The organism is Terasakiella brassicae, from assembly GCF_014641495.1.
GTDB lineage: Bacteria > Pseudomonadota > Alphaproteobacteria > Rhodospirillales > Terasakiellaceae > Terasakiella > Terasakiella brassicae.
The window spans coordinates 41,097-60,381 of record NZ_BMHV01000012.1 but is presented as its reverse complement, the minus strand read 5'-3'; the positions used below and the strand labels follow the sequence as shown (position 1 = coordinate 60,381).

The following is a 19,285-nucleotide window of genomic DNA, read 5'->3' as shown; positions in this document are numbered from 1 at the left end:
CTTAGCCCCCCAAATATGCCGCAATAACGTCTGGATTGTTACGCACTTCAAGTGCGGTGCCTTCCGTCAGTTTGCGCCCGTAATCAAGGACAAGGATATGGTCTGAAATTTCCATCACCATTTTCATGTCATGTTCCACCAGAACAACTGTAATGCCGCGTTCCGCCACTTTTTTGATGACTTTATCAATCTCGCGGCTTTCCGCCGGGTTCAGGCCCGCCGCTGGTTCATCCAGCAACAGGATTTTGGGCTTGGATGCCAAGGCACGCGCAATTTCCAAACGTTTGAGCGCCCCATAAGGCATGCTTTCCGTATCAATATCGGCATATTTTTTCAGGCCGACAAAATCCAGCAGTTCCAGACAGGTTTCCCGGCAATGACGATCACCGGCTTTAATAGACGGAAGCCCGAAGAAGGAGGCAAGGAACCCCCGGTTCAAATGCAAATGGGCACCGACCATGACGTTTTCAATTGCCGTCATATTGAAGAAAATCTGCAAGTTCTGGAACGTGCGCGACATGCCGCGCGCTGCCAGTTCATAAGATTTAAACCCCGTCACCCCTTCATCATCATAAAGGATCGTACCGCTGGTCGGCGTATAAACACCGGTGATCAGGTTGAACAAAGTTGTTTTACCCGCCCCGTTTGGTCCGATGATCGAATGAATGGTCCCCGAATTAATCGTGAAAGACAGGTCATCAATCGCGCGCACACCACCAAATTCAATGCTCAGGTTGTTGACTTTCAAAAGGGTCATCACTTATCTCCCTTCTTCAACAGGCCTGCAATACTCGGTACCAGACCTTTGGGCAGGAAAATCATGGTCAGCATTAAGATCAAGCCAAAAACCAGATGCTCATAATCATGTAAGAAGGTCAAAAATTGCGGCAGGGTCGTCAGAATAGCCGCCCCAATGACCGCCCCAAAGGTAGAGGCCATACCGCCAAACACCACCATCACCACCAGTTCGATGGAATGGAAGAACCCTGCAATATCCGGTGTAACAAAATTCGAATAATAGACACCAAAGCTGCCCACAATGCTGGCAAATACAGCAGAGACCACGAAAATCAGGACTTTATACTGCGTGGTATCTACCCCGACCACCTCGGCCGCCACTTCTGAGCCATGAACCGCACGCAGGGCACGACCGATAGGCGAATGGATCAGGTTAAGAGAGGCCCACACACTGAACACCAGAAGGGCGCCCACCAACCAATACCAATAAATTTGCGTTGCCATAAAGGACAAGCCGTCCACATACATGCCATCCGGGCCGCCGGTCAACTGGTCTTCGGTATTGATCACAATGGAAATGATGATCCCCATCCCCAAAGTCGCCATCGCCAGATAGTGCCCCTTTAATTTCAGGATCGGACGCGCAATAACAAAGGCGAGTATCCCGGTGAAAATCGCGGCAATGACCATTGAAAGAAGCGGGTCCCAGCCTTGGTTCATCGTCAAAATCGCGCTGCCGTAAGCCCCGAGACCGACAAATGCACCGTGTCCCAGACTGATTTGCCCGCCATAACCGATTAAAAGGTTCAAACCGATACAGACAATCGCGTTAAAACCGATAAGAATGGCGATTTCATATTGGAAGGCATTGCTCAAAAACGCAGGCAGGATTGCAATAACGGCACAAAGCACCAGAATTCCGCCTGTTTTGGCTGATTTCAAATTCATCATCATTACACGCGCTCCGTTCCGGTTTTACCGAACAGGCCGCTCGGTTTAAAGAACAGGACGAGAAGAATAAGGATAAAAGCAACCGCATCTTTATATTCAGAGACCCAGTAGCCCGCCCCCATTGCTTCGGCAATGCCGACGATCATGCCACCGGCAACCGCACCCATGCCATTGCCCAATCCACCAAGTATGGCGGCGCAGAACCCTTTCAGGCCCAGCATGATACCGGCTTCAAAGTTCGTCAGTGTAATCGGGGCGACCAAGATACCGGCAATCGCGCCCAAGGCAGCCGACAAACCGAAACTGATAAACAGCACCAACTTGACATTAATTCCCATCAAAAGGGCGGCATCACGGTTTAACGATGTTGCAATAATCGCTTTCCCCATCATGGTTTTATCGAAGAAATAGCGCAAAGCAAACACAAGTAAAACCGTCACCCCCAACACCCACAGGCTTTGCGGTAAAATCGTGGCCCCTGCAATATTGATCGGCTCATCCCCGCTGAATGCAGGAACGGCATGGAATTCCTTGCCCCAAAAAACCTGAGCCAGCCCACGCATGACGATTGAGGCACCGATGGTAATGATAATCAGGGTGACAACGGACGCACCACGCGCCGGGGCAATTGCTAATTTTTCCAGACCAAAACCGAACAGGGTGGTCAATGCAATCGCCGCCAGAATGGCAATCGGCATCGGCAAACCGAGGCCGAGAAAGAAAACGGTTCCCATTCCGCCCAGCATGACAAATTCGCCTTGCGCAAAGTTGATCACGTGCGATGCGTTGTAGATGATGGAGAACCCAAGCCCGACCAGCGCATAGGTCGCCCCCAACGTAATACCGGAAAAAAGGAATTGCAGGAATTCTGCGAACATTTTTTACGTCTTTCTTGCGGATATAATTTACCTGTTGCTTCTTGGATAAAACCACAGAAACAGGACGTTTTAGAAAATTGGGGAAGGGATCGCCCTCCCCCAAAATTCGACGTTATTTCACGATAGACCAGTTACCGTTCTTGATTTCCAGCATCTTGAACGCAGACAAGTCCAGACCAAGGTGGTCTTCTGGCGTCATATTCACAACGCCACCGGTACCGATGTAGCCACTGGTTTTTTCGATCTCGTCACGAACAGCTGCTTTGTCAGTGCTGCCCGCGCGCGTAATCGCGGCAACCGCTATTTGCAGGCCGTCATAGGCATGACCGCCAAACGTGGAAACCGACCCACCATACGCTTCGCTATAAGCTTTGGTATAAGTCTGAACCACAGCTTTTTGCGGATCTGAATCCGGCAACATGTCAGCAACCAACAAAGCCGCTGCCGGAAGACGCACACCTTCAGCCGCTTCCCCCGCCAAATCGATATATTTCTTGGATGCCACACCATGAGACTGGTAAAGCGGTGCCGTCATACCAAGCTGACGATAGTTTTTCGTCACGATCGCCGGGCCTTGACCAAAGCCAGCGTTGACAACCGCTTGTACACCGTCAATGCCTTTAATCTTTGTCAACTGTGCGGTCATGTCGGTATCTTTCGGCCCGTAAGATTCAGAGGCCTTGATATTGATTTTATAGGCCGGCGCCAATTTTTCGCACTGGCCTTTCATGGATTTACCAAAACCGCCCGTACCGGAAATCATGGCGATATCGTTCAGGCCACGCGCTTGTAAATCTTCAAAAATTTTACCACAGGCCATTTTATCGGTATGAGGTGTCTTGAACGTCCATTTCTTAACCGGCTCAACAATCGCAACGGCACCTGCCAACGAAATAAACGGGACTTGTGATTTTTCAACGATCGGAATCACCGCCATCGTGGCACCGGATGTTGAACCACCGACAATAACGTCCACTTCATCCTGACTGACCAGACGTTTTACAGCTGTAATCGCTTTTTTGGAATCAACACCGACATCATATTGAATCAGTTCAACCTGGCGACCCAAAACACCGCCATTGGCATTCAGTTCTTCAATATAAAGTTCCAGTGTTTTCAGTTCCGGATCACCCAAAAATGAGGCCGGGCCTGTTACGGATAGGAAAGTCCCGATCTTGATCGGATCCGCAGCATCAGACGTTGTGGCACCAAATGCCATTGCACCGGCGACCATCCCCAGTGCAGCGACTGTCTTCTTAACTTGGTTGTGACGTGAAGTCATAATTTGTTTGCCTCCCAAATAGACAATATATCGTTTGTTTTTTAATTTAGTTCGATCAGCTTAAGCAGAATGTTTGCAAACCACATGATCTATATCAAAACATTGCATGCAAAAGTCTGATCCCGTGAGATTTTTTACCCGGAAAGCCCGGATATTCCTCTTTCTTATTTGTTTCAATTGAAACTATTTTAATAAAAACCAATCGTCAAGCAAAAAAATATTCCACTTCTTTGACTGACAACCAAAGACGACACCTTCCTTTTTGGACTTCCCTTCCCCATCAAGAAAGGCATCGACTTTTCAGCAGGTTAGGCCGCGCGTTTGCTCAACAGTTTCTGAACAGCCTCGCGTGTCTCCCCAAACTCTTCGACACTATGTTCATAACGATCACGTGCCACGGCGTAATCTTCAACCAAATCGGTTTCGATACTACCGTTAAAAATACGAACATGAAGGCGTTCGCAGTCATCCAGATAATGATCCGCCAACAAGCGCACTTTCATATATTGGCGCGCAGCCTCTTGAACCGTTGCCTCCAGATCATTAAAACTGGGGACAGCATCCAGCGGTAACGGGAAATCCCCCCTTAAATGTTCCCACATCTCTGCCCAGTCATCACGACCCTGACCATCTTCAAAATGGACATAACCAAATTTGGACAACACACTACGTCCGTTGGAAAAAAGTGTATTGGGCAACTCTGGAATCATAGCGAACCCTCCTTGTCTTTTGTATTTTACGTTATAATCTAGACAGCAGCCTTGGACACTTGATCATCCAGATCGGCCGCTTCGTATCCGACACGCATGTCGTAATCCGCTTCCACACCTTGCGGCACTTCCAGCCCCACTTCTTTCAGGCGTGATTCGAGCAGTTCCAGATATTCTTCCTGTAACTCTTCCGGTTTTTTCACTTTGATGCCGTATTCGTAATATTTATCGAACATGGCAGATTGCTTGTCACCTGTTGACGGGCGACCATAAAAGCCGAGACCGACTTTCATAAATTTCTCAACGCGCTTTTGCATAAATTCGCGTGTTTCTTCACCGCCAAATTCGATACAACGCTTGGATGCCCAAACACCGAATGCAAGATGACCATATTCTTCTTTATGGATACGCACATTCACACGTGCCCACGGCAGGTAAGAACATTCACGATACTGACCAAGGAAGGCCACAGCCGCCGGCGTTACCACGGTAGAGAACAGGGCTACATCTTCCCAGCATTCAAACAGTTTTGACCAGTTTTCTTTACGAAAGCCGTTAATGACCGTCACTTTTTTAGGATCCGGGTTATTCGGATTCGTTACCAGTTCGCGTAAACGTGCATTTACATCCACACCCAAGTCGGACATCAGGTTCCAGACGTAATAGCCGTGGCCCATTTCTTCCATCACTTTCTTGGACAGGCGGTAAGCCTCTTCCGGGCGCGGTGCAAAACGCATATTTTCCGCAACACGCTGCGCCCCGGCATATTCAGAGTCTGCCTGGAAGCTCATCAAATTTAATAAGAGCTTCTTGTACTCTTCCGGCAATTCATCGCCTTTATCGTACGTTTTCCAGTTAGCCATCAGTTTCCTCCACTGTTTATCTCAATTCAGATTGGCGCCTATCCGCCTAAAAATCATCTTATGACACATTTAATGATTCTTTTAAAAGAATAGTGTATCATATTAATTCCTGTCAATTCCTTTTTAAAGCCTCTCCAAATAACAAGTCTTAACCCTTTATTTCTCTAGCATTTTATATATTATATTTTTTTTGATAATTTGTTTCCAATGATACAAATTACTTTATGTTACACTTTTTATGATGACATACATAAAAAGTGTAACTATTATATCCCCTCAGAGATAACGCTGAAATAACAGCCCCGATATGCTATGAGTTGATGCGGACACACTCTCTTTTCAAGACGGAATAATCGAATTGCCATGACAAAGAATAAAAAAATACACGATGCCATACTGGACTTGCGCGATAAAACAACGCTGCGTGCCAAATCTTTATTGGTCACCGTATACGGCGATGCCATCCTCCCACATGGCGGGGCAGTCTGGCTTGGCAGTTTGATCAACCTTGTGGAACCCTTGGGCTTAAGCGAACGCATGGTGCGCACTGCCGTTTTTCGACTGTCCAAGGATGATTGGCTCAGCGCCACACAAATCGGACGACGTAGCTATTACAAGCTGACTGAAATCGGGCGTCGTCGTTTTGAAACCGCCCATCGCCGTATTTATGCCTCCCCACACCGTACATGGAATGGCGAATGGCTGATGGTCATTGCAAACAAATCCAACCTGACACAGGAACAACGCGATCAATTGCGCCGTGAATTTTTATGGTTGGGTTTTGGCAACGTGGCCCCCAATGTCTTTGCCCACCCTGCCGCAGATATTCGGGCCGTTCGCCAAATCATTCAGGATATGGGCGTTGAGGAAAATGTGGTGACAATGGCCGCACGCGCAGACCGTCACGGCGGCACGGCCCCCCATCGTAATATGGTCCACAGCAGTTGGGATCTCGATCAGTTGGCGCAGGATTACAATCATTTCCTGGACGCTTTTCGCCCGCTCTATCACGCCCTGAGTGCGGAAGGAACGATCGACCCGGAAAGCAGTTTTCTCGTGCGCACCCTTTTGATCCACGAATATCGCCGGATCATGCTGCGCGACCCCATGCTGCCCGATGATTTACTGAACGCCGAATGGCCCGGTTCCACCGCAGCCACCTTGTGTGCAAACCTTTATCGCCTCTGCGCCCCCAGTGCAGAAAAACACCTTGAATCCCTGCTGGAAACGGCCGAAGGCCCCTTACCGGATGCCAGCCCTTATTTCTTCAACAGATTTGGCGGATTGGAAAACGGCCTGTCTTCCCCGCCCCTGCCAGAAAGTTTGACCCTATGACAGCAAAAATCGCCATCATCGGTTCCGGTCCCAGTGGCTTTTATGCCGCCGATACCTTTTCAAAGAAACTCCCCGGTTGCCAAATCGACATGATCGAACGATTGCATACACCGTTTGGTCTGGTCCGTGCCGGTGTCGCCCCCGACCATCAGGGAACCAAAAATGTCACCCGTCAGTTTGAGCGCACCATGCAAAACGACAATGTGCGCTTTATCGGCAATGTCGAAGTCGGTCGCGATATCACATACGATGAACTGAAAGACCTGTACGACATTGTTTTTCTGGCTATCGGTGCCTCTGTTGATCGTAAAATGGGGATCGCGGGGGAAGACTTGGCCGGTGTTTATGGCTCCAGCGCCTTTGTCGGCTGGTATAATGGTCATCCTGATTTTGTAAGTCTCGCCCCGAAACTCGGCCCCAACGGGGTTGCCATTATCGGCAATGGAAATGTTGCCATTGATATTGTACGTGTTCTGGCAAAATCGGCCGAAGAAATGCAAGGTTCTGACTTGTGCCTACATGCCGAAGACACCATCCGTGCCGCCAAACTTGATAATTTTTATATGATTGGACGCCGGGGCGCGGCCCAAGCGGCCTTCACCCCATCTGAAGCCAATGAACTGGGCCACCTCGCCCATTGCCATCCCGTTATTCTGAATGATGACTTAACCGAAGTCCCTATGGAAGAAGATCCCAAATCGCAAAAAAACAAAGAAAAAAATATGGAGATTTTACGCGGTCTCAGTGAACAAGACCGTGGCGATAAGGCAAAAACACTGCACTTACAATTTTGGGCAAAACCGATTGAAATCCTCGGCACCGATTGTGTGGAAGGATTGCGTCTGGAACGCACCGCTTTGATCGATGGACGTCTTCAAAGCACAGGGGAAACTTTTGACATTGCCGTTTCCACAGTTATTTCTGCAATCGGTTATGAAACCGCCCCGATCCCCGGCCTGCCCATGAACGGAACCATCGTTCAAAACAACGATGGGCTGGTTGAAGATGGGGTTTACGTTGCCGGTTGGTGTAAGCACGGCCCTCAAGGCACCATCCCGACCAACCGTAAAGAGTCAATGGAAATGGCAAAGTTCGCCATTGATGCCTTTAACGGCGAAAGTGAAAAGAACGGCCCAGCCGGATTGGACGCTCTGCTAAAGGAACGCAACGTCCACCCGGTTGATTTTGATAACTGGAAACAGATCGAAGCACAGGAAGAACAAGCCGCCCGACCGGGGCGTGTGCGTGAGAAACAAATCACATTCGCCTAACAGGATCAAAAGTGCGGGATCATATATAACCCCGCACTTTTTTGTTAGCGATTGTCTAATTGCGCATTCACTCTCAAACGTCCTTCATGTGTAATGTAATAAGGCAGTCCTTTCCTGGAACGGATCAGCCGTTTTACCTTCAACTTCCTAAACGTTTCCAGCGTAAACCCGCTGAGTGCATAACCATCCCGGTTAAAACACAGGACATCATAGACATGCCCGTTCGTGGCGCGCTTGAAATGAATCGCACCACCTTGCGCGAGCGCATGCAACGCCCGCTGTTCGTCTTTTGAAATATTCATGTTTTTTAGTCTTTAGTCGGATCAAAACACCAACAACTCAATTGGCACACGACATCACACGCCGCCGTCCATTGGTTGCGTTTCAGGCTTCTTTTCAAAGAAGCGGTGTTACTTGGATACAATCTCTAACATAAAGACCTTGAATAGATTTCGGTGACAAAACCACCATGACATTTTCGTAGATATCATAAATGCGACAGACACTCAAGTCTTCAACGCCCGATCAGAAAACGGAACGGTGAAAAAGAAAGTCGCGCCATGACCGTACTCGCTTTCCACCCAGATACGTCCGCCCAGATGCGAAACAATCCGTTGGCAAATCGCCAATCCCAAACCCGAGCCTGTGGGGTTCCCCGTTCCAATTTGTTTGGCCTGATAGAATTTCTCAAAAACCAGCTTCAATTCATCTTCATGCAGGCCGGGGCCTTGATCTTTTATAGCAACGCGGACATGATTGCCCATATCAACCAGTTGAATATCAATCCGTCCGCCTTTGCCCTTATAGATTTTCTGCGCATTAGAAATCAGATTAATCACCACCTGCGTCAGCTTATCCTTATCCCCCAATACCAGTGAAAGATATTTCGGCACATCCACATTCAGCTCAACTTTTTCTTTCTCGCATTCCTGCATCAAGGTTTCCACGCCATGCTTAATCACATCGCGCATTTCCACTTCAGTAATGTCCCAGGTTTCACGTCCGGACTCGATCCGTGCCAAATCCAGAACCTGATTGATTAACCGGGTCAGACGTTGACTTTCTTCGACCATGACCTGCAAGAACTTCTGGCGCTGTTCCATATCCAGATCGGGGTTATCATGCAAGATTTCCGTAAAACCCCGAATGGAGGTCAAGGGCGTACGTAATTCATGGGCGACATGGGATAGAAACTCATCTTTCAACCGGTCCAACTGCATCAAGCGTTCATTGGCCTGTTGCAATTCATTGCGGGCTTGTTCCAGTGCATCGGATTTTTGTTCCAGTTGGTGGGAATATTCAATCACATGAGATGCTTCGTCCAAAACCTCCAGCATTTCGTCCAGACTGGCTCCTTTGCCTTTCACAACAGAAGCCACCAGCACACGCGCCGATGCCGACCCGATGGCGCCGGCAAGCAGGCGTTCGCAAAAGCGCACCGTATAAGGCGCGGCCTGATCCCATGTTCCCACATCAATCTCGCGCCGTTGCGCATGTTCATAAAAGGCACGTTCGGTCGCATGGGGACCAATATAGCGCGCACATAAATCACGCAATTCATCGATCGAGACTTGTGCCCCCCAAAAGCCAACATTTTGATTAACCGCTGTTTGCTGATCGACCTCCACAAACAAGGTCGCCTGAATGCGTTCAATCGCACTGGGATGGTCAAACAGGGAAATCAGAATATAAAACCCGACATTGGCGATCATTGACCAGAATAGCGCGTGGGAGATATGATCCATCCCTCCCATCCCGAACAGATTATAAGGTTTCAGCAACTCAATCCCGAACGGCCCCTGATTGACAAAGGCAATCGGCAACCAATCGGACAGGGCGAACGAGGGCAGGACCAACGTATAGCCCCAAACCAAAAAACCAGCGAGCAACCCGCCAATAGCCCCGCGTTGCGTCCCGCCTTTCCAGTAAATACCGCCTAAAATCACCGGGGCGAACTGGGCCGCTGCGGCAAAGGATACCAACCCGATCGTTACCAGTGCATAAGATTCCCCAATGATGCGATAATAAAGATAGCCGAGCAGTAAAATCAGCAAGATCGCCATGCGCCGGATGAACAAAAGCAAGACGCTCATATCGCGGCGCGCTTCCAGATTTGCCTTGAAATAGCGCAACAGGATCGGCATCACCAGATCGTTACAAATCATCGTTGAAAGCGCAATTGCCCCCACAATGACCATGCCCGTGGCGGCTGACAATCCCCCGATAAACACAAATAAGGCCAACCACGGATGTCCTTCTGCCAAGGGCAGCGCAAGGACAAAGGTATCCGCATCCACACCGCCTTGATCGAAATACAGCAAGCCGCCCAGCGCAATCGGTAAAACAAACAGGTTAATCAACAACAAATACAGCGGAAAAAGCCATACAGCGTGCGATAAATGGCGTTCATCCGTATTTTCCACGACGATCACCTGAAACTGACGGGGCAGGAAAATTACCACGACCATTGCCAACAAGGTCAGGGAAAACCAGTTTCCTTCCACCGCACTCATGGTCAAAAGCGACGATAAATCCTGATGAGCCGCCGCACGAGCATAAATATCGGACACACCGTCGAACATGGAATAGCTGACAAAAAAACCAACCGCCAAAAAGGCCAACAGCTTGATCATCGATTCAAAGGCAATGGCGGTGACCATACCTTCATGCTGTTCGGTCGCATCAATATGGCGTGTCCCAAACAGAATGGTAAACGCCGCCATCATCAGCGCGACATAAAACGCCTTGTCGTCCCACAGATTTTCCGGCGTCGATAAATGTTGTGTACCCACCAACACATTATAACTGGTCCAGACCGCCTTTAGCTGGATAGAGATATAAGGCATAATCCCGATCACCGCGATAATAGTGACAAGCCCGCCGAGAACATGGCTTTTGCCATAACGTGAAGAGACAAAATCGGCGATTGAGGTAATGCGATGTTTCCGGCTGATCCGCACGATTTTCCCGATCACAAACCAACCGAGCAAAAAGGTCAAAGTCGGCCCGATATAAATCGGTAAAAACCCAACCCCTGTCGAGGCGGCACGCCCCACAGATCCGTAAAAGGTCCAACTTGTACAATAAACGGCTAAGGACAAGGCATAGATGGATGGATTTTTTAAAAGGCTCCGACCCTGTTCTGCGCGTCGGTCGCCCCAATAGGCAATGGCAAACAACAAGGCCAGATAAAATGCGGAAGCGAGGAAAATAGCCGTATTGGACACCTCAATCCTCCTCACCCAAATCAATGGGGTTCGACATTTCATAATATCGTCGAATGATCAAAATAGCCGCCACAAGGATCAACCCGCCCCAGACACCAAACAGATAGACCAGCAAAACAGGCACGCCAAAGAAGGTCGTATTGCCCCCCCGATCAAACAGGGAAATCAACGCCGGGCTAAACAACAACGCACCGAGCATACATAGCCCGACCAATCGCTCTCTCGTAATGCCCGGTCTTTGCATCTATCCGCCTCCCGGTTTCCATTTTGCAGGGGCCATTTCAAAGCCTTCAAACTGAAAGGCGGGTGAAACCGTACAGCCAACCAAGGTCCACTCTCCCATACTTTGGGCCGCCTGCCACGCATCTTTTGGCACAACACCTTGGGGACGTTCCCCTTTTAAGATATCGGGACCCAACACAACCGTGTCGACCTTTTTTTCATCCGAACTGATAAAAAGGTTCAAGGGGGCCCCTGCATACCAATGCCAGATTTCCACGGCATCGACACGATGCCAATGCGATTTTTCCCCGGCTTTCAACAGATAATAAATCGCGGTGCATGATCCACGCTCGCCGCCCTCATCATCCCGGAACGTTTCGACATAATAGCCACCTTCCGGGTGGGGTTGCAGGCCAAGCTTAGCAATAATGCGTTCTGCCTCGTTCATTCTTTGGGCGCCGTTTCAACCATAGACGGGCGGGCGGAAAATGCCTCGTACCATGCTGCCAGCTTTGGACGGGTGGACAGAATTTTGTCATCGGGGAAACGAAAATCAATCCAGCCCAAACAACAGGCCACCGTAATTTGACCGATGGTCAATGGCCCGCCTGACAGCTCGTCGATTTCCTGTTCCAGTGCATCCAGCCCACGTTGAATAGAGGCCGCCTGACGATCCATCCAGCCTTGTGATTTTTCACCGTCCGCGCGGCGGCTTTCCAACAGGCGCAACACACCGGCATCCAGAATACCATCCCCCAAAGCCTGAAAATGCAGCGCCTTCCAGCGCGCCTTGCCCGGTGCAGGAAACAACACAACACCCGGCACCAACGCATCCAGATATTCGCAAACAACCGGAGAGTCATAAAGAACGTAGCCATCATCCAGAATAAGGGCGGGAATTTTGCCAAGCGGATTGACATTGCCCATATCCGTTGCCGGGTCCCACACCAGTGTCGGTTCCAGTTCAATACGGTCCATCAAATCCAGTTCCTTCGCACAGACCAAAGCCTTTCGAACGTAAGGCGATGTGGCGGAATAACGCATTTTCATAGGATGATCCTTTCAGTGTTCAACGGATACGACTTAAAAATTATCTTTGCGATGACGAATTTCTGCAAAAACCTCGACACTGTCTTTCCCCACCATATTCAAGGTCTTTTGCACATTTGTTTCATCCGGGCGTAAAAAAGGGTTTGTTGCCTTTTCCATACCCAGCAATGCAGGAACTGTCGGTTTTCCCTGCGCACGCAGATCGTCAATTTCACGGGCGCGACTGATCAATGCCGCATTGTTCGGATCGATTGTCAGGGCAAAACGTGCATTGGCCTGAGTATATTCATGTGCGCAATAAACATGCGTTTTATCGGGTAACTGCTTCAATTTGGATAAGCTGTGCCACATCTGGGCGGGGGTCCCTTCAAACAAACGCCCACAGCCCAGGGCAAACAAGGTATCCCCACAAAAAAGGGCATCATCGTCTTCAAACCAAAACGCAATATGCCCCCGGGTATGGCCCGGTACTTCAAAGACACGCGCGCGGGTACTGCCGAATTCAAAAATATCACCGTCTTTCACACCGACATCAATCCCGTCGATACGGGCACGGTCATTGTCCGCCCCGACGATTTGGCATTCATAGGCCTGTTTTAACGTCAGATTGCCGCCAATGTGATCATGGTGATGATGGGTGTTCAAAATATGGGTCAAACGCCACCCCAGTTCATCAAGGCGGCGCTTCACAGGGGCGGATTCTGCCGGGTCGACACAGGCGCAAGCTTGTGTCGCAGGATCATAAATCAAATAAACGTAATTGTCGGATAAGACGGGAACTTGTTCAATTTGCAATGAAGCCATCCTTCTTCCCTTGTATTTTTGCTGTCGGTAAAACTATATCATGTCTTTGTGACGATACAACAATCACGTCCAAAACCTATCGCCAAAGGTGACAGTAAGCGTTTTTGTCTTTAGAGTCTGCACTGAACGTCTTTGTTGTCACTTATGAACCTTACACGATCAGGATTTGCTTTATGTGGATGGATGCCGTTGATTTAAGGGATTTTTATTCCTCCGCCCTTGGCGGTGTGGCACGCCGGATGATCCGGCGGCGTATCCGTGAAATGTGGCCGGACTGCAAGGGATCAACCATTTTGGGGCTGGGCTACACGACCCCCTATCTAGGGCTTTTTAAAAGTGACGCCGGACGCACCCTCGCTTTTATGCCGTCCAGCCAAGGGGTTTTGCACTGGCCCAATGAAAACAGATCGTTGACAACTTTGGTCGATGAGGCGGATCTTCCCCTGCCGGATCTGAGTGTTGATCGCGTTTTAATCGTTCATGCCGTTGAATGTTCCGAACAGTTACGCAGTTTGTTGCGTGAGGTTTGGCGCGTGCTGAACGGATGCGGCAAAGTCTTGATCGTGGTCCCCAATCGAACAGGGATATGGGCACGTATGGAACGCACCCCGTTCGGCATGGGACGCCCCTATTCCCCCCGCCAAATCAACGGCCTGTTGCGCGATACCATGTTTACGCCCTTACATTCAGAACCGGCCCTGTTTGTACCGCCTTCAAAATCGCGTATGATTATGGGGTCTGCCTTGGCGTGGGAAAAAATCGGTTATCGTTTTTTTCCCGGTTTGGCGGGGGTTTATCTGGTTGAAGCCACAAAACAGATTTATGCCGCCAACCCGCAACGCATCGTCAAATCCAAACGCAAAACCATGATCGCCTTGCCCAGCCGCGAAAGCTGGCACACCCGGCAAAACCACCAGCGCAATACGGAAAAACCTTAATCTTTACGCAGCAGGAAAACAGCCTGTTCACCCAACAGGTTGGCAAAAAATAAATTGGTCCGAATGCGGTGCGCCTGCCCATCGGCATCCAGCGCGATGGAACGTTCGATCGTGACCCCCATTTCATCACACATGACAATGAAATCCTTGATCGTGCAGAAATGGGTGTTTGGTGAGTTATACCATTGATAGGGCATGCTCTCATTCACCGGCATACGCCCCTTAAAGAACAGATAACTGCGCACCCGCCAATGTCCAAAATTGGGGAAGGACACAATCGCGCGTTTGCCCAAACGCAGCAAATCTTTGACAATTTGATCCGGGTGATGGGTTGCTTGTAACGTCTGGCTGAGAATAACAAAATCAAAACCATTATCCGGATAATATCCAAGGTCTTCCTCGGCATCGCCTTGCACAACGGATAATCCTTTGGCAACGCACGCATTCACACCGTTGGGGCTGATTTCCAATCCACGTCCGCGCACATTTTTTTCTTTGACCAGATATTCCAACAACTGACCGTCACTGCACCCGACATCCAGAACGCGCGCACCCGGTTCAATCATATCGGCAATAATTTGCAGATCGACACGAATTGCTTTTGCATTATTCATCGATCAATCCCCTTTTGCGTGCCGCATCTTCCAAAAATCCGCGCATGACCCGTTCAAATGCCGGTTCTTCCAGCAAAAAGGCATCATGGCCTTTATCGCTGACCACATCCACATAGGACACATTGGCCCCGGCCCCCGTTAATCCGCGCACGATCACCCGGCTTTCTTCCGGCAGATAATGCCAATCGGATGAAAAGGACACCACACAAAAACGAATTTCCGTTCCCTTGAAAACATCGGCTAAACGTCCGCTGCCATGTGTTGTCGCCAAATCAAAATAATCCATCGCCCGTGTCACATACAAATATGAATTTGCATCGAAACGTTCGACAAAACTGTTGCCTTGATGGCGCAAATAGCTTTCAATTTGGAAATCGGCTTCAAACCCGAAGGTTACTTTTTCCCGGTCCTGCAAACGTCGACCGAATTTTTGCGTCAAGGCCGCTTCGGACATATAAGTGATATGGGCCGCCATGCGTGCAACCGAAACACCACTGCGTGGTTTTTTACCTGCTTTCAGATAATGCCCGTCACACCAGTCCGGGTCCGCCATAATGGCCTGTCGCCCGACTTCGTAAAAGGCAATATTCTGGGCGCTGTGCGTTGCCGCCGTTGCAATTGGCACACAGGAAAAAACCCGTTCCGGATAAGCCGCCGCCCATTCAAGCGCCTGCATCCCGCCCATTGATCCACCGACGACACTAAACAGGGTTTCAATTCCCATCTCATCCAGCAACAAGGCCTGTGCACGCACCATATCGCCAATCGTAATCACCGGGAAATCAACGCCCCACGGCTCGTTTGTCTCAGGATTCACCGCAGCGGGACCGCTCGTCCCCATGCACCCGCCCAACACGTTCGTGCAAATAACGAAATAACGATCTGTATCAATCGGTTTTCCCGGTCCAACCATAATGGACCACCAACCGGCTTTGCCCGTCACCGGGTTGACCCCGGCAACAAATTGATCCCCGGTCAGGGCATGCGTAACCAAAATGGCGTTGGATTTATCCGCATTTAAGGTACCATAGGTTTCATAAGCAATCGAGAAATTCGACAGCTCCGCCCCACAATCCAGACGCATAGGCATATCCATACCCAAAATGGCTTTTTGGGTGGGGAAATCATCCTCATACGGATTGTTGTTTGCGGTGTCTGCGATGCTCATGGTTCAATTTTTTCAAATAAATGTGCTTTATAGATGGGATAGCTAGGCTTTTGAAAGGCAAACTGTCAATGTTTTCTTTGCCTTTCGCATCCTTTCGGATTATTCCTAACAACAAATTTAGACGACAATATGGATGAGGCACTATGTCCGAAAACAGACTCGCAGAACTTAGAAAAGAAATTGACCGCATTGACGATGCCGTCCACGACCTGTTGATGGAACGTGCCCTTGTTGTGGAAGAAGTTCGTGCCGCCAAAGGTGCCGAAGGTATCAAACTGCGCCCGGGCCGCGAAGCCGAAATCCTGCGCCGCCTAATCGCACGCCACAGCGGACCTTTTCCAAAAGGGGCGCTGGTCCGCATCTGGCGCGAGGTCATGTCGGCCTATCTTAAACTGCAAGGCCATCTTGCGATGGCTGTTTATATGCCGCAACCGGGGGCCGTTTACTGGGATTTGGCACGCGATCAATATGGTTCGCAAACACCGATGACGTCTCATGCCTCTGTTCGCGGCGTCATCGCTGCGGTCCAAAACGGCGATGCGGCAATCGGGGTTTTACCGGTTCCGACCATTTCCGATTCGGATCCGTGGTGGCGACATCTTTATTCGCACGCGGAGAATACACCACAGATTTTGTCCCGCCTTCCGGTCGCACAAACCGAAAAAGTCCGAGGCACCTACGAAGAAGCCTTGATCATCGGTTTGCCGTCCGATGACCATACGGATAACGAACGATATTACACCGTGCTTGAATTTGATCAGGAAATCAGCACCCGCACGGTTGCTGCACATTTTCAGGACAGTGAGTTCAATGTTTCCATTCAGGGGCACTGGCATGACGAGGCCATGCACGATCAGTGGCTTTTCCTGATCGAAGCAGACTGTGTGCTGCATGAAGACATGAGCGAGGTTAAAAAGTTCCTCGACAAAAACGGTGTGTCTGTTAAAGGAATATTAAAGCTGGGCGGTTACGCCGTGCCCTTTAGCGCAGACGAACTCGCCTAAGCATAATTTCTAAATTGGGAAGTCAAAAATGGGTATCTTAACGCCACGTCCGGGTATCATGGACATTACGCCGTACAAAGGCGGTGAATCTGCAATCGAAGGTGTCGACCGCATTATCAAGCTGGCCTCCAACGAAGGTCCGTTCGGCCCGGCCCCCAGCGCCATTATCGCCATGAAAGCCGCCGCCGATACCCAGCATCGCTACCCCGATGGCGGCTGTAAGGCACTGCGCCAAAAGCTTGCGGCCAAATATCATATTGATGCAGACCGCATCGTCTGCGGTGCAGGCTCGGATGAATTACTCGGCCTGCTGTGTCGCGCCTATGCCGGTCCCGGTGATGAAGTGCTTTATTCCGATCACGGTTTCCTGATGTACCCCATTGCCGCCAAAGCAGCCGGGGCAACGCCTGTTACCGCAATGGAAACGGATTTGACCACCGATGTAGATGCCATGCTGGCTGCGGTAACGGAGAAAACAAAAATCGTTTTTGTCGCCAACCCGAATAACCCGACAGGCACTTATATTCCCAAAACGGAAATGACCCGCCTGCGCAATGGTTTGCGCGATGATATCTTGCTTGTCATTGATGCGGCCTATGCCGAATTTATGACCGAAGACGATTACGAAGCCGGGATTGAACTGGTCGAAAAAACACAAAATACCGTTATGACGCGTACGTTCTCGAAAATGTATGGCTTGGGCGGCATTCGTCTCGGTTGGGCCTATGGATCAGAAGAAATCGCCGATGTTCTTAATCGTGCGCGTAACCCGTTCAATGTGACGGCTGTGGCCTTGGCCGCCGGTGAAGCCGCACTGGATGATGACTTGTTTGTCGCCAAAACCCGCAAACACAACACACAATGGCTGCGCTGGACCGAAAACGAATGCCGTAAACTGGGCCTGACCTGCACAACCAGTTACGCCAACTTCGCCCTTGTGCGTTTCCCCCATCAGGATGGGCATTCTTCACGCGCTGCCGATGAATTCCTGCGTTCCAAGGGGATCATCGTTCGCGCGATGGCAGCTTATGGTCTGGGGGATTGCTTGCGTGTCTCCATCGGTACAGAAGACGAAATGAAAGCGTTCATGGGCGCATTAACCGAGTTTATGAGTAAATAAAAATGTCCAAAGACGGCATCCTTTTTGATCGTGTCACTTTTATCGGTATCGGCCTTATCGGGTCTTCTCTGGCGCGCAGCGTTAAAAAGACGGGAAGTGCCGCTCACATCACCGTATGCGACATCAATCAGGCCCATCGTGACAAGGCTGTTGAACTGGGTTTTGCCGATGACGCAAGCGGCGACTTTATTGCGGCGGTCAAGGATGCCGATCTTGTTGTGATTTGCACCCCCCCCGGTGTCTGTGGGGACGCGGCGGCGGCCTTTGCCCCTGGCCTGAAAGAAGGGGCAATCGTCACCGATGTTGGCTCGGTCAAACAATCCATCATTCACGATGTCTCCCAGCATCTGCCCGATGGTGTCCATTTTGTCCCCGCACACCCGATCGCCGGGACGGAACATTCAGGCCCGGAAGCCGGCTTTGCCGAACTTTTTGATGGTCGATGGTTGATCCTGACCCCACCAGCCGGAACAGATGAAACCGCCATTGCCAAAGTCCGCACCCTGTGGGAACGCGCTGGCTCTCAAATCGAAATTATGGATGCCCAGCATCACGATATGGTGCTGGCCATTACCTCGCACCTGCCTCACCTGATTGCCTATACCATCGTGGGAACAGCCGACGATTTGGGGGAACATTTAAAGCAGGAAGTCATTAAATTTTCAGCTTCGGGTTTTCGGGATTTCACCCGGATTGCAGCATCTGACCCCGTGATGTGGCGCGATGTTTTCTTAAACAACAAAGAAGCCGTTCTGGAGATTCTACAGCGATTTAGCGAAGATTTGACCTTTTTGCAACGTGCGATTCGCTGGGGGGAAGGCGACAAACTGGAAGAACTATTTAGCCGAACCCGCAAAATTCGCCGCGAAATTATCGAAGCAAAACAAGCCTAAACCCTGCGTTTCAAATGTTCGCAACATACTTCACGCTGAGTTTCACCCCCCATTTACATTCGAACAATATTATAAATTAGTATTTATCCGTATAGACAATTTGAAGCACACAAAAAAATAGCGTACTGTTAACGACAAGTATTTGAATGGGTTAACCCCATCAGCAGGGATAAAAGAGTGTCCAACAGAGGCACCTAATTCCAAAACAAAGAAAGAA

Annotated in this window: 20 protein-coding genes; 6 read left to right on the top strand and 14 right to left on the bottom strand. The window is 49.9% G+C overall.

Annotated elements, in window-relative coordinates:
• Nucleotide 1: 1 nt before the first annotated feature.
• The 6 genes from IEW74_RS09705 to IEW74_RS09680 all read right to left on the bottom strand — a co-directional run bounded on the left by IEW74_RS09705 (nt 2) and on the right by IEW74_RS09680 (nt 5,422).
• On the bottom strand, nt 2–757 hold the full coding sequence (locus tag IEW74_RS09705) for an ABC transporter ATP-binding protein (protein WP_188664261.1): 756 nt from the start codon (nt 755–757) through the stop codon (nt 2–4).
• Nucleotides 757–1,692, bottom strand: coding sequence for a branched-chain amino acid ABC transporter permease (locus tag IEW74_RS09700; protein ID WP_308419097.1), 936 nt, complete (start codon nt 1,690–1,692; stop codon nt 757–759). Before IEW74_RS09700 ends, IEW74_RS09705 begins: the two co-directional genes overlap by 1 nt.
• The gene (locus IEW74_RS09695) at nt 1,692–2,567 is read right to left on the bottom strand and encodes a branched-chain amino acid ABC transporter permease (protein WP_188664260.1); all 876 of its coding nucleotides are present in this window, start codon (nt 2,565–2,567) and stop codon (nt 1,692–1,694) included. The genes IEW74_RS09700 and IEW74_RS09695 overlap by 1 nt, the downstream gene beginning before the upstream one ends.
• Before the next feature lie 112 nt (nt 2,568–2,679).
• Nucleotides 2,680–3,849 (bottom strand): ABC transporter substrate-binding protein, encoded by a 1,170-nt coding sequence (locus IEW74_RS09690; protein WP_188664258.1) that lies wholly within the window; start codon nt 3,847–3,849, stop codon nt 2,680–2,682.
• A 308-nt stretch (nt 3,850–4,157) separates the two neighbouring features.
• The gene (locus tag IEW74_RS09685; RefSeq protein WP_188664256.1) at nt 4,158–4,559 is read right to left on the bottom strand and encodes a hypothetical protein; all 402 of its coding nucleotides are present in this window, start codon (nt 4,557–4,559) and stop codon (nt 4,158–4,160) included.
• 38 nt (nt 4,560–4,597) lie between these two features.
• On the bottom strand, nt 4,598–5,422 hold the full coding sequence (locus tag IEW74_RS09680; protein ID WP_188664254.1) for a Phenylacetic acid catabolic protein: 825 nt from the start codon (nt 5,420–5,422) through the stop codon (nt 4,598–4,600).
• 363 nt (nt 5,423–5,785) lie between these two features.
• Here IEW74_RS09680 and paaX point away from each other — a divergent pair, with 363 nt between their 5' ends.
• Nucleotides 5,786–6,757, top strand: a complete 972-nt coding sequence (paaX, locus tag IEW74_RS09675) for a phenylacetic acid degradation operon negative regulatory protein PaaX (protein ID WP_188664252.1) — start codon at nt 5,786–5,788, stop codon at nt 6,755–6,757.
• Entirely contained in the window at nt 6,754–8,028 is a 1,275-nt protein-coding gene (locus IEW74_RS09670) for an FAD-dependent oxidoreductase (protein ID WP_188664250.1), read from the top strand. Before paaX ends, IEW74_RS09670 begins: the two co-directional genes overlap by 4 nt.
• Before the next feature lie 44 nt (nt 8,029–8,072).
• On the opposite strand, the gene IEW74_RS09665 is transcribed toward IEW74_RS09670, so the two are convergent.
• The 6 genes from IEW74_RS09665 to gloB all read right to left on the bottom strand — a co-directional run bounded on the left by IEW74_RS09665 (nt 8,073) and on the right by gloB (nt 13,331).
• Entirely contained in the window at nt 8,073–8,330 is a 258-nt protein-coding gene (locus IEW74_RS09665; protein ID WP_188664248.1) for a YjhX family toxin, read from the bottom strand.
• 204 nt (nt 8,331–8,534) lie between these two features.
• Nucleotides 8,535–11,255, bottom strand: coding sequence for a sensor histidine kinase (locus IEW74_RS09660; protein ID WP_229734298.1), 2,721 nt, complete (start codon nt 11,253–11,255; stop codon nt 8,535–8,537).
• A 1-nt stretch (nt 11,256) separates the two neighbouring features.
• A complete protein-coding gene (locus tag IEW74_RS09655; protein ID WP_188664244.1) occupies nt 11,257–11,499 on the bottom strand; it encodes a hypothetical protein in 243 nt (80 codons plus the stop codon).
• Nucleotides 11,500–11,925, bottom strand: coding sequence for a cupin domain-containing protein (locus IEW74_RS09650; RefSeq protein ID WP_188664242.1), 426 nt, complete (start codon nt 11,923–11,925; stop codon nt 11,500–11,502).
• Complete coding sequence (locus IEW74_RS09645) at nt 11,922–12,527, bottom strand: glutathione S-transferase (protein ID WP_188664240.1); 606 nt, start codon at nt 12,525–12,527, stop codon at nt 11,922–11,924. Before IEW74_RS09645 ends, IEW74_RS09650 begins: the two co-directional genes overlap by 4 nt.
• Nucleotides 12,528–12,560: 33 nt before the next feature.
• Nucleotides 12,561–13,331, bottom strand: coding sequence for a hydroxyacylglutathione hydrolase (gloB, locus tag IEW74_RS09640; RefSeq protein ID WP_188664238.1), 771 nt, complete (start codon nt 13,329–13,331; stop codon nt 12,561–12,563).
• Between the two features lie 173 nt (nt 13,332–13,504).
• Between gloB and IEW74_RS09635 the strand changes: the two genes are divergently transcribed.
• Complete coding sequence (locus IEW74_RS09635) at nt 13,505–14,269, top strand: class I SAM-dependent methyltransferase (protein ID WP_188664236.1); 765 nt, start codon at nt 13,505–13,507, stop codon at nt 14,267–14,269.
• Here the strand turns inward: IEW74_RS09635 and metW are convergent.
• The gene (gene metW, locus IEW74_RS09630) at nt 14,266–14,883 is read right to left on the bottom strand and encodes a methionine biosynthesis protein MetW (protein ID WP_188664234.1); all 618 of its coding nucleotides are present in this window, start codon (nt 14,881–14,883) and stop codon (nt 14,266–14,268) included. The two genes, IEW74_RS09635 and metW, sit on opposite strands and share 4 nt — an antisense overlap.
• A complete protein-coding gene (gene metX, locus IEW74_RS09625) occupies nt 14,876–16,051 on the bottom strand; it encodes a homoserine O-acetyltransferase MetX (protein ID WP_188664232.1) in 1,176 nt (391 codons plus the stop codon). Before metX ends, metW begins: the two co-directional genes overlap by 8 nt.
• Nucleotides 16,052–16,194: 143 nt before the next feature.
• Here metX and IEW74_RS09620 point away from each other — a divergent pair, with 143 nt between their 5' ends.
• The 3 genes from IEW74_RS09620 to IEW74_RS09610 are packed head-to-tail and all read left to right on the top strand — an operon-like array spanning nt 16,195 to nt 19,068.
• Nucleotides 16,195–17,055, top strand: a complete 861-nt coding sequence (locus tag IEW74_RS09620; protein ID WP_188664229.1) for a chorismate mutase — start codon at nt 16,195–16,197, stop codon at nt 17,053–17,055.
• Between the two features lie 28 nt (nt 17,056–17,083).
• Entirely contained in the window at nt 17,084–18,175 is a 1,092-nt protein-coding gene (gene hisC / locus IEW74_RS09615) for a histidinol-phosphate transaminase (protein ID WP_188664227.1), read from the top strand.
• A gap of 2 nt (nt 18,176–18,177) precedes the next feature.
• Nucleotides 18,178–19,068: a prephenate/arogenate dehydrogenase family protein gene (locus IEW74_RS09610; RefSeq protein WP_188664225.1), complete on the top strand. Its 891-nt coding sequence runs from the start codon at nt 18,178–18,180 to the stop codon at nt 19,066–19,068.
• The last annotated feature ends 217 nt before the right edge of the window (nt 19,069–19,285 follow it).